This is a genomic window from Acetobacter cerevisiae (assembly GCF_001580535.1).
Classification (GTDB): Bacteria; Pseudomonadota; Alphaproteobacteria; order Acetobacterales; family Acetobacteraceae; genus Acetobacter; species Acetobacter cerevisiae.
Genome location: NZ_LHZA01000091.1, coordinates 1 through 10,349 on the forward strand (window position 1 = coordinate 1; position 10,349 = coordinate 10,349).

Genomic DNA, 10,349 nt, shown 5'->3' on the forward strand with positions numbered 1-10,349 from the left:
CTGCTTCATCTTCCACCATCCCCAATTAACGCCGAAGAAATGGAATCACACAGAACAGCTCAGTGCCAAGGGGTTTTTCGAACCCTCCACGTGCAGTTCACCTCACTCATTATCCTCCTTAACTGACGACACGCCGCAAGTATAAAAGAGTTATATTTCCGTTATTCTCAAATATGCACTTAAAATTGAGATAGAAGAGAAAGCTGTTCAGTAGCTGGTGGTTCGTCCGTGGATGTGAGGGATGAGACCGTTATGCCAAGCAGGCGCACGGGCCGGGGGAGCGGCAGAAGCGGGCGCAGAAGGAAATGGCCTGTCTCTTCCAGTGCTGTCGCGGAAGGAATCGGGTCTGTAAAGGAATGGCTGCGGGTGAGTTGCTGAAAGTTTACGTAGCGGAGCTTTAGCGTCACGGTGCGCCCGGAGGCATGCCGCTTTGTGCAGGCGTGCCAGACGCTTTGCGCCAGAGTGGTGAGTGCAGGGTAGAGTTCCTCTTCCCGGCGCAGATCCCGCTCATAGGTTGTTTCTTTCCCAATGGATTTGCGAGGGCGGTGCGGTTCCACGGGGCGGGGGTCTTCCCCGCGGGCAATGCCGTAATAAAACGTCGCCGCTTTGCCAAAATGGCGGGTGAGGATGTCCAGACTCTGTGTTCGCAGATCGGCGCCCGTGTAAATGCCCAAGGCGTTCATGCGGGCAGCAGTAGCCGGACCGATTCCGTGAAAACTGCTGACGGGCAGGTCGGCCACAAAAGTCTCTCCCGCACCGGGCGGGATGACAAACTGGCCATTGGGTTTGCGATAGTCTGAGGCGAGTTTGGCCAGAAATTTGTTATAAGACACGCCAGCTGATGCGGTCAGACCGGTTTCTGCGTGGATGGCAGCCCGAATTTCCTGTGCAATGGCGGTGGCAAAGGGACGCGGCAGAAGCGGGTCTGTGACATCCAGATAGGCTTCGTCCAGCGAGAGCGGCTGAATAAGCGGCGTATAGCGGGCAAAAACCGCATGAATCTGGGCAGAAACCGCGCGATAGACCTCAAAGCGCGGCGGCACGAAAATCAGTTCCGGGCATTTCCGTTGTGCCACGAGGGATGGCATGGCGGAACGCACCCCAAATTTTCGGGCTTCATAACTGGCGGCGGCTACCACGCCACGTTCCTGACTGCGCCCGACGGCCACAGGCCGCCCGCGCAGTTCTGGCGCGTCCCGCTGTTCGACGGACGCATAAAAGGCGTCCATGTCGATGTGAATAATCCGGCGTACAGGCTCAGTCATTCCACACAGAATAGCATGATCTGATGTGCAGCAGGGCAACCGGGGTGTGAAAAAAGCAAGACCCGGCCCACAGCAAAACGCTGCGCCCGACATGGAGCGGGATAAAGCGGTTTTGGGGGAGCACCGTAAAGGCAGGTGTTCCCCCTCAAGGCTGTGTCTCAATCGGTTTGTGCCCCGGTCAGCCGGGCGGCCGGCTCTGTCCGGGCGCGGTTTAGTGCGGCACAGCGACGGCTTCCGAGGCGGCGGAGGTGCGCCGTAGTGCCTGCGGCCAGCTGACGGGGGCGGAGCTAATATCAAAATCGTGCCAGCGGGTCAGGGACAGGACTGCGGCCGTTGTGGGAAGTTTACGCGCTGAGGCAACGGGTTTGCCATCAGGTTGCGCCGGGCCAGCGGAGGCAGAAACCGGACCGGGCCAGCCCGTGTGGTGAGACAACCAGTATCCGGCCCCGGCCAGACAGGCCCCCAGTGTGGTGATGGCATTGGTCAGGCGTCCCAGCAGGTTGGGGAAGGACATCAGCGGTTTGAGCAGGGCGTGGACAGTGGTGTCCTGCTCGTTCTGCGCGGCTTCCGTGGCCAGCAGCAGACAGTATTCTGTGGGGGTAATGGCCAGTGCGCTGCCGGAGCGGATATCCAGCGAGGGCAGTTCCAGCGCGGCCATCTGGGCTAGTGTTTCATGAAATGCATGCGCCACGGCCAGAAAATCCTGCCTAAAGCACGGCAGAAACAGGCTGGTGGACGTGGTGTTGCGGGCATGCGAGCAGCAGGAGGCAGTGCCGGCCAGGCGGCGAATGGTCCAGATAGTCAGCCGTTCGCTGCAGGCAAGGTCTGTCAGGTAAACCGGTGAGCGTGTCATGGCATCATCCTGAAGGGGGCAGCCCTTCGGTCCTCTTTTGCGGTGGTGTTTTGATTTAAATGAGAACAATTCTCATTTGCAAGATAAAAATGCAGGGGGCTGCCTCCCGCCGCAAACAGGGTGGGTTTTTTCCCTTTTCTTGTCTGGCGGCTTGGGGCAGTACAGAAGCATGTCTCTGCTTGCATCTCTCTCCCTTCCGCTCCTTCGTAAGATGGACCCTGAAACCGCGCATGAACTGGCGCTGGATGCCCTGCAAATGGGTGTATCCGTGCCGGTCAATCGCCCGAAGGATGACCCGGCACTGGCCACGCGCACCATGGGGATGCGCTTTTCAAACCCGCTGGGGATTGCCGCCGGGTTTGATAAAAATGCCCGTGTGATTCGTCCGCTGGCCAAACTGGGGTTCGGGTTTGTGGAGGCGGGGACAGTCACGCCGCGTCCGCAGGCTGGCAACCCCAAACCGCGCCTGTTCCGGCTGACGGAAGACCGCGCCGTTATTAACCGCATGGGCTTTAACAATCAGGGGATTGATCGGTTTGCTGTCCGGCTGGCGCGGCTGCATCGTCCGTTACCTTCTGGGCGGGGAGCCGGAGCCGGGGTGCCGATTGGCGCAAACCTCGGCATTAACAAGACGGGTGCGGACCCGGAGCGCGATTATCCTGCACTGGTGGCGCGGGTTAAGCCGTATGTGAATTATATTGTGCTGAACGTGTCCTCCCCCAACACGCCGGGCCTGCGCGGCCTGCAGGATTCGGCACGTCTGCGCAGCATTCTGGATGCCATTGCGGAGCGCCATCCGGAACGCCCGCCCTTGCTGGTCAAGCTGGCGCCGGATCTGGAAAATGATGCGGTTGGCCCGATTGTGGAAGCCGCCATAGCCGGCGGTGCGCAGGGGCTGATTGTCACCAACACGACGCTGGCGCGACCTGCCACACTGCTCAGTCCCAACAAAACGGAAAGCGGTGGTCTGTCTGGTCGTCCGCTGCGCACGCGGGCGACGGAAATGCTGCGTCTGGTGGCAGAGGCTTCTGCTGGCCGGATGGCACTGATTTCCTGCGGCGGCATTGAATCCGGTGCGGATGTGCTGGACCGTATTCGTCTGGGCGCGGACCTCGTGCAGTTCTATGCGGCGTTCTCATATGAAGGTCCGGCCATTATCGCGCGCCTGAAGCAGGAAATGCTGGACCGCATGCGGGCAGATGGCGTGGAAACGCTGGCCGATATCCGGGGAGCGGACCTGTAAGATGACGAAAACACAGGCTGAGATGCAAACTCTGACGGGCCTGTCTGCCGTAGCAGACCAGTATGACGGCTATATTATTGACCTGTGGGGCACGGTGCATGACGGCGTGCAGCCTTATCCGGGTGCCGTGGCCTGTCTGGAAGCCTTGCGGGCGGCAGGCAAGCGCGTGGTCATGCTTTCTAACGCCCCGCGTCCGGCAGAAATCGTCTGCGGCCAGCTTGAAGGGTTTGGCATCAGCCGGGACCTGCATGATGGTGTGATGACCAGCGGGGAAGAAGTGCGTCGCCTGCTGCGGGAACGGGATGATCCGTGGTTTGCCCGTCTGGGGCGGCGCGTCCTGCATGTGGGCGGCACGCATGATCTGGGTCTGTATGATGGGCTGGATCTGGACCGGGTGACGGACCCGGCAGACGCGCAGTTCATCCTCAATACCGGGCCCGATGCGGAACGCGGGGCGGACTCGGTGGACCCGTATCTGCCCGAACTGCGGGCCGGGCTGGAACGCGGTCTGCCCATGCTGTGCGCTAACCCGGACATGGTTGTGGTCAAAGGTGGCCGCCGGATGATCTGCGCGGGCGTTCTGGCATCATTTTATGAGCAGGAAGGCGGTAATGTGCGGTGGGTTGGTAAACCGTACAAGGACATTTATGCCCCCGTGTTTTCCATGCTGAATGTGCCGCAGGACCGCATTCTGGCGATTGGTGACGCCCTGGCCACCGATATGCGCGGGGCCGCTGTTGCCGGGATTGCTGGTGCGTGGATTCTGGGCGGCATTCATCAGGAGATGATTGGCGACAATACAGAGCTTGCGGCGGAAGAAGCTGAAGCCGCGGGCCTGCGTCCGGTTGCCTCTTTGCCGCGTCTGGTCTGGTAAACGCTTAGAGGGCGTTTAAAGCGTCTGGCGGGGTTTTCTCGCCAGACAGCCTGAGTAAAAGTGCTTAAAAATCAGGCAGAGTCTGGGCCAGATGGCCACCTTGCCGAATGGGGGCGATACGGCGGGCGAGACCTGTGGCGTCGTCCGTTTCCACCATAATGCCGCACATGGTGGCGTCACCTTCCGCCGGTTGTAGGCGCTCGCCCGGCATCTTGCGGATAAACCGAGCCATGGCCGGTTCCTTGGTCATGCCGATCACGCTGTCATAATCCCCGCACATGCCCGCATCGGTCTGGAAGGCGGTTCCGGCAGGCAGAATCCGGTGGTCTGCCGTGGGGGTATGGGTGTGCGTGCCCACCACCAGAGAGACGCGGCCATCCAGCACATTGCCAAAGGCCCATTTCTCGCTGGTCGCTTCCGCATGGATATCGACCACGATGGCCTGTGTGGTCACACCCAGACGGTGGCGGCTCAGCAGTTCATTCATGCAGCGGAAGGGATCATCCAGCGGGTCCATGAACAGACGACCCATGGCGTTGACTACCAGTGCTTTGCGCCCATCTGCCAGTTCAACCTGCACGCTGCCGTTCCCCGGTGTGCCGGGTGGGAAATTGATGGGGCGGATAATGCGCGGGGCGGAGCCAATATGGCCAATCATGTCCCGCCGGTCCCAGCTATGGTTCCCCAGCGTAATGACATCCACGCCGCCTTCAAACAGGTCCGTCGCAATGGCGGGGGAGAGGCCAAACCCGTGGCTGGCGTTTTCCGCGTTTACCACCACCAGATCCAGCGCGAGCGTTTTCCGTAATGTTGGCAGGCGGGACAGAACGGCCTCACGGCCACACCGGCCAACAATATCACCCAGAAAAAGAATTCTCACGCCGTCGTCTTTCCTCGTTTGCAGTCAGTCAAAATGCAGAGTCTCCCGTTCTGTTACCAGACAGGAGAGGGGTTGGTCATACGGACCTGTGGGAAGCTGGTCCACTTCCTGCGCAGCCAGTGCGTAGCCAATGCTGCGCACATCGGGCAGGGATGCCAGTGTGCGGTCATAATAACCGCCCCCATATCCCAACCGATTGCCGGTGCGGTCAAACCCCAGCAGGGGGACCAGCACAAGGTCGGGCGTCAGAGTCGGGCCGTCGGGCACCTGGGTGCCAAAGCGTCCGCGCAGCATGGGAGTGGAGGGGGTCCAGAGCCGGAAGGTCAGCGGTTGCCCGCGGGGGGGCGTATCCGGCAGCAACACGTGGCGTCCGGCGGTGCTGAGCTGATGGCAAAGGGGGCGGAGATCAATCTCGTGCGGCAGGGGCCAGACACAGGCAATGTGTACGCACTGTGTGGCCAGCAATGTTTCCGCCAGACGGGCCGCAAGGGTTGTGTCCACCCCGGCAGGGCGGTCTTTCAGCACAGCGAGGCAGCGTGTGCGCTGTGCTTGCTTGGCTTCGGCAATAGCCGGTGGGTCTGAAACTAAAGAAGAAGAGTGCGAAGCCGCCATGGCCGTTGGTCTTTCAACCTCCAGGACCTGCTTGTACAGGTGGGCGCCGGATAATGTGACCAGGGCCACAACAGAGCCAGCTCCCTAGGAAGTGCTTATCGGCCCAGGGAATGACTCGCCTGACGCACCGGGCAGCTCCGCCTCTTCTATGTAGGCGTCCTCAAGGCTGGCTGCAATAGCTTCCGCATGTTCTGCCATGTCAGTCAGGCGACTGTTCATCAGCATTTGTTCTGTGCGCAGGCGTTCTGCCTCTTCCACAGCCTGCGTTGTGCTCTCTGGCACATGCTGGCTGGAGAGGTCCTGAATTTCATCCGCCATGAACAGGGCGGCCAGCACCAGCACACGGCTTTCCCCGGTAAAGCCGAGGTCCCGCACGCGCTGCACGCGGCGTTCAACCTGCTGGGCCATGGCCTGAACATGCCGTTCCTCGCCGTTTTCACACCCGACGGAATAGCTGTGGCCATTAATGCGAATTGAAACAAGCGCCATGGTTATTTATCTTCCGGTCGGTCCGCGTGGGCCAGAGCGTCGCGCACGCGGCTGATCAGCACATCAACATTGGCGACGAGTTCCTGCGTATCCACGCTCTTGCGCTGTTCTGCCTGACGGCTTTTATCAAGAGCGAAGGAGATACGCTGCAAGGCGCGGTTCAGCCGGTCAATCGGATCAATTTCTGCTGGTGAGGGTGTTTCTGCCGGCCCGGAGGCGGCAGGGTCGTGTAATTCTGTCAAAGATGGTCCGGGACCCTGATCTTGCATTCTTGTCTACCCTTCTCTCAAAAGGAATCACCCGCAAACGCGGCGGCGTCAAGCATGGTCATGGAAAACAATCCAATTTTATCGCCTTCTTTTCTGCCCTACGGCTTCTTTACACTTCATGATTACGCCACCGGTATGGCAGTGTGTCATGCCGCGCAGAATGCAGGGGTGCTTACCCAGCAAACTTTCATGGCCCCCTTCGGGTTCCTTTCTGCCGCCGGTGCGGCTGGGTTTATGGGTGTGCCGTGGTGGCAGGCGCTCATCCGCCAGCTGGAACAGGAAAGCGGCTGCCAGTATTTTCATGCTCTGGATTGCGGCCGCAGCGTGGGGCATGCGGTCATGGCATGCACGCTTGGTCAGAAAAATGTCATTTTACAGACCGATTCTGAACGCATGGCCGCGGTTCGCGTTCTGTATCAAACACGTGGCGGGCACCTTTTTTCAGTCCGTCCGCCATCATTTGACCTTACGGGTCCGCTATCTGCAAAAACGCATCTTGCCGCGTATTTCATGCGCAGTTATTGCCAGTGAATGGTTCCGGGAAATATAGGCCCGGATGAAAGCCAAGAGGAAGGATTTCCCAATGACGCTTACCCCCCAGGTTAAGGCTATTCTTGATCAGTACGAGAGCGATAATCCCGGTACAAAAACAAATCTCGCCCGTTTCCTGAATGCAGGTAAACTTGGTGGCACGGGTAAGCTGGTCATCCTGCCGGTGGATCAGGGCTTTGAGCATGGCCCGGCCCGTTCCTTTGCTGCTAACCCCGCAGCGTATGACCCCCACTATCATTTTGAACTGGCGATTGAAGCTGGCCTGAGCGGCTATGCAGCACCGCTGGGCATGCTGGAATGTGGTGCAGCGAAATATGCGGCTGAAATCCCGCTGATCCTCAAGTGCAACAGCTCCAACAGCCTCGCCACGGAAAAAGATCAGGCCGTGACCGGCACCGTGGCTGATGCGCTGCGTCTGGGCTGCGCAGGCATTGGCTTTACCATCTATCCGGGCTCTGAATACTGCTTCGACCAGATGGAAGAATTCCGTGAGCTGGCTGCGGAAGCCAAAGCTGCTGGTCTGGCTGTTATCCTGTGGAGCTACCCGCGTGGCCCGCTGCTGGACAAGCCGGCTGAAACCGCTGTGGACGTGTGTGCTTATGCCGCGCATATGGCCGCTCTGTGTGGCGCGCACATCATCAAAGTGAAGCCGCCGACGGATCTGGTTGCTCTGCCTGCCAACAAGCCTGTTTATGAGCAGAACAACATTGATATCTCCACGCTGCCGGCCCGTATCCGCCACGTGGTGCAGTCCACCTTTGCCGGCCGCCGCATCGTGATCTTCTCCGGTGGTGAAAAAGCCGGGACGGACAACCTGCTGACGACCATTAAGGGCATTCAGGAAGGCGGTGGCTTCGGTTCCATCATCGGCCGTAACGTCTTCCAGCGTCCGAAAGCGGAAGCTCTGGATCTGCTCAACCAGATCATCACCATCTTCAAAAGCTGAAACAGTTAGACGTGACGACAGGACAGGGGGCCGGGGTGACGGCGTATGATGTCTATCTCGCAACCCCCGTTCTGCGGGATGTCGAGGCTTTTCTGCCAGATCTGGCACGGGGGATGCAGCAGCATACCCCCGCTGCCGTTCTGCTCCGGCTGGCTGATGCGTCAGATGCGGAGCTGATCAAACACATTCAGACCGTTCAGTCTGTTGTTCACGCGCAGGACATTGCGCTGATGCTGGAAGACCGACCGGCCCTTGCTACCCGTGCCGGGTGTGATGGCGTGCATCTGTCCACCGGATTTGCCGAGGCCTCCGTCAAGGATGTGCGCAAGCAGATTGGGGATGATTTGCAACTGGGCGTTGCCGTTGGCGGAAGCCGGGACGCCGCAATGCGTGCGGGTGAGGCCGGGGCAGATTATATCAGCTTTTCTACCGCTATTCCGGTAGTGCCGGCGGAGGGGGAAGCCCCGGAAAGCCTGACAGACTTGGTGCGCTGGTGGTGTCTGGTGATGGAACTGCCCGCTGTAGTGGAGGTTGAAGACCCGGCTCAGGTTGCACCTTTTGTGCAGGTGGGTGCGGACTTCATCCTGCCCGGGCCTGCATTTTGGGAAAATCCGTCTCTCTGGACCTTTTCGGGCTGACAGCGGCGGCTGGCCATAGTTCAGCCATGTCCTTCTGCCATGTCTGCACCCTGATCTTCGGCTTGAAGACCGGCCTTTATGGCCGCATACAGGCTGAGGACGTTTCGAAAAGGGTAGTCCCATGATGAACAAGAAAACTCTTCTGGCGCTGGTTGCCGTCGCTGGCCTGACAGGTGCAGCTTCAGCCGCACAGGCGCAGAGCTTTGGCAGCATTGGGCAGAACGCTCTTTCCGCCGCCACCAGCAGCGCTAAAAGCAGTGCCACTGGCATGGTGGGCAACATGCTTCCCAGCCTGTCTTCCGCCAGCACCAGCAACCTGACCGGTGTTCTAGGCTACTGCGTGCAGAACAACGTGCTCTCCGGCGCGAATGCAAGCTCTGCCAGTTCTCTTCTGAACAACCTGACGCAGCAGCAGGGTGTGACCTCTTCCAGCGGCTATAGCGCTGGTCAGCAGGGTCTGCTGCAGACGGGTGATAACCAGATGTTCTCTCTGGCCAACCTCAAAGGTCAGCTGAAGACCAAGCTGTGCAATATGGTTCTGAGCAAGACGCAGTCTCTGCTGTAATCAGCTGAGTTTGCGCCTTTAAAAAAGCCTGCCGGTTGAAAAACTGGCAGGCTTTTTTTGTGCTTAGCGTGTTGTGCTGTTCTGGAGCACTGGCGGGGTAGCCAGTGTATTTGCTCCTCCCGTGGCCCGATGGCCGGGGATGGGCTGAGGTACAGCCGGGGTGACCGCAACGGGGGCCGGGATGCCTTTGGGGGTGTCTGCCCGCACGGCCTGTGTGGCGCGTTTGGCGATGGTCACAGGCGGATCGTTCGAGGGGGCAGGAGCAGGGACTGCGTGAAATACAGCCTGCCGTTGGACTGCGGGATGCCCGTAACCCACAGGCGGGACGTCATGCCTGCGCCATTGCCCAGAATAATCTGGCCGGTTGGCTGATCAATCCATGCAGACAGAATGCGGCCACTCAGCGTTGGCAGGCCAACAGAGTGGGTGGGAGAGGCCTGAGCGGCAACGCGCAGCTGATCGACCGACCATTCCCCCTTCACAATGGAATAGGCCAGAATATCGCGCAGAAGGGTGGCGTTTTCCGGTGCGGTCAGCTTGCTGCCAGCCGGAGTCTGATAAGTCTCCAGCACCGTGTTCGGGATGCCGAACACGGTATAGGGCCCGCTTTGCTGCAGGGTGGCGAACAGCCCGGTGGTGTTCAGGCCATGCACATAATCGGCCATCTCAATGGCGGTGGGGAGCGTGTCGGAAAGCGGGCGGTCACAAAAGGCCGGGCTTTCCGGGTCCGCATACGCAAGGGCGCTGTCCGGAATACCCTTCTGATTTTCAGCCGCTGTCTTGCCCGGGGCGTAGGTCCGCGCACCGGAGACGGTGGGGAGCATGTAGGAACAGGTGGAGGTCGGCGTAACGTAAGGGTCCTGCCGCGCCTGACTCTGGCACCCGGCCAGAGCCGTCAGAGCAAGAAAGGCTGGAGCCAGAAGAGTCGGTTTTAACGGTGTGCGTGCCTGTGCGCAGCGATGCCACATGGGCGTCTCCCAAAAAATCATGCCCTGAAAAGTCCAAGTGGAGTCGTGTGGCAGACTGCGCCGGGCATGGTCAGCATCCGTCTCCCCGCATTGTCCAGGCGGAGACAACTCCGTTTACCAGCTCAAAATTGGTCTGGCAGGTATAGGTATAGGCTGTGCCTGTGCCACCCCAGCCGCCGCCACCCCATCCGGGGC

13 protein-coding genes, 1 other RNA gene and 1 pseudogene are annotated in these 10,349 nt (G+C 59.8%); 6 read left to right on the forward strand and 9 right to left on the reverse strand.

Annotated features, from left to right (window positions below):
• Window positions 1–179: 179 nt before the first annotated feature.
• Together dinB and AD928_RS01575 are read right to left on the reverse strand one after the other, a co-directional pair.
• On the reverse strand, window positions 180–1,265 hold the full coding sequence (gene dinB / locus AD928_RS01570; protein WP_062247695.1) for a DNA polymerase IV: 1,086 nt from the start codon (window positions 1,263–1,265) through the stop codon (window positions 180–182).
• Window positions 1,266–1,476: 211 nt separating this feature from the next.
• Entirely contained in the window at window positions 1,477–2,118 is a 642-nt protein-coding gene (locus AD928_RS01575) for a hypothetical protein (RefSeq protein WP_062247697.1), read from the reverse strand.
• 169 nt (window positions 2,119–2,287) lie between these two features.
• Between AD928_RS01575 and AD928_RS01580 the strand changes: the two genes are divergently transcribed.
• Window positions 2,288–3,361 carry a quinone-dependent dihydroorotate dehydrogenase gene (locus AD928_RS01580; protein WP_061490983.1) on the forward strand — a complete coding sequence of 358 codons (1,074 nt, stop codon included), beginning with the start codon at window positions 2,288–2,290 and terminating at the stop codon, window positions 3,359–3,361.
• Window position 3,362: 1 nt separating this feature from the next.
• Window positions 3,363–4,235: a TIGR01459 family HAD-type hydrolase gene (locus AD928_RS01585; protein WP_082779681.1), complete on the forward strand. Its 873-nt coding sequence runs from the start codon at window positions 3,363–3,365 to the stop codon at window positions 4,233–4,235.
• A gap of 64 nt (window positions 4,236–4,299) precedes the next feature.
• On the opposite strand, the gene AD928_RS01590 is transcribed toward AD928_RS01585, so the two are convergent.
• The 5 genes and pseudogenes from AD928_RS01590 to AD928_RS01610 form a co-directional block, all read right to left on the reverse strand.
• Window positions 4,300–5,115 carry a TIGR00282 family metallophosphoesterase gene (locus AD928_RS01590; protein ID WP_062247699.1) on the reverse strand — a complete coding sequence of 272 codons (816 nt, stop codon included), beginning with the start codon at window positions 5,113–5,115 and terminating at the stop codon, window positions 4,300–4,302.
• 24 nt (window positions 5,116–5,139) lie between these two features.
• Entirely contained in the window at window positions 5,140–5,727 is a 588-nt protein-coding gene (locus AD928_RS01595) for a 5-formyltetrahydrofolate cyclo-ligase (RefSeq protein ID WP_062247701.1), read from the reverse strand.
• A non-coding RNA gene (gene ssrS, locus AD928_RS01600) (6S RNA) lies at window positions 5,714–5,868 on the reverse strand. The genes AD928_RS01595 and ssrS overlap by 14 nt, the downstream gene beginning before the upstream one ends.
• A gap of 156 nt (window positions 5,869–6,024) precedes the next feature.
• A pseudogene (locus AD928_RS15140) lies at window positions 6,025–6,216 on the reverse strand (cell division protein ZapA); the annotation flags it as partial.
• A 2-nt stretch (window positions 6,217–6,218) separates the two neighbouring features.
• Window positions 6,219–6,458 carry a hypothetical protein gene (locus tag AD928_RS01610; protein WP_156470048.1) on the reverse strand — a complete coding sequence of 80 codons (240 nt, stop codon included), beginning with the start codon at window positions 6,456–6,458 and terminating at the stop codon, window positions 6,219–6,221.
• 87 nt (window positions 6,459–6,545) lie between these two features.
• On the opposite strand from AD928_RS01610, the gene AD928_RS01615 reads away from it, so the two are divergent.
• From AD928_RS01615 to AD928_RS01630, 4 genes are all read left to right on the forward strand, one after another.
• Window positions 6,546–7,016 carry a hypothetical protein gene (locus tag AD928_RS01615; RefSeq protein ID WP_156470049.1) on the forward strand — a complete coding sequence of 157 codons (471 nt, stop codon included), beginning with the start codon at window positions 6,546–6,548 and terminating at the stop codon, window positions 7,014–7,016.
• 52 nt (window positions 7,017–7,068) lie between these two features.
• A complete protein-coding gene (locus tag AD928_RS01620; RefSeq protein ID WP_043551308.1) occupies window positions 7,069–7,983 on the forward strand; it encodes a class I fructose-bisphosphate aldolase in 915 nt (304 codons plus the stop codon).
• Between the two features lie 11 nt (window positions 7,984–7,994).
• Window positions 7,995–8,621 carry a thiamine phosphate synthase gene (locus AD928_RS01625; protein WP_233419889.1) on the forward strand — a complete coding sequence of 209 codons (627 nt, stop codon included), beginning with the start codon at window positions 7,995–7,997 and terminating at the stop codon, window positions 8,619–8,621.
• Between the two features lie 121 nt (window positions 8,622–8,742).
• Window positions 8,743–9,186 (forward strand): DUF2501 domain-containing protein, encoded by a 444-nt coding sequence (locus AD928_RS01630; protein ID WP_062247707.1) that lies wholly within the window; start codon window positions 8,743–8,745, stop codon window positions 9,184–9,186.
• Window positions 9,187–9,249: 63 nt separating this feature from the next.
• Here AD928_RS01630 and AD928_RS14685 read toward each other — a convergent pair whose 3' ends face one another.
• Entirely contained in the window at window positions 9,250–9,423 is a 174-nt protein-coding gene (locus AD928_RS14685; protein ID WP_156470050.1) for a hypothetical protein, read from the reverse strand.
• The gene (locus AD928_RS01635; protein WP_062247709.1) at window positions 9,420–10,175 is read right to left on the reverse strand and encodes a fasciclin domain-containing protein; all 756 of its coding nucleotides are present in this window, start codon (window positions 10,173–10,175) and stop codon (window positions 9,420–9,422) included. The genes AD928_RS14685 and AD928_RS01635 overlap by 4 nt, the downstream gene beginning before the upstream one ends.
• Window positions 10,176–10,349 lie beyond the last annotated feature (174 nt).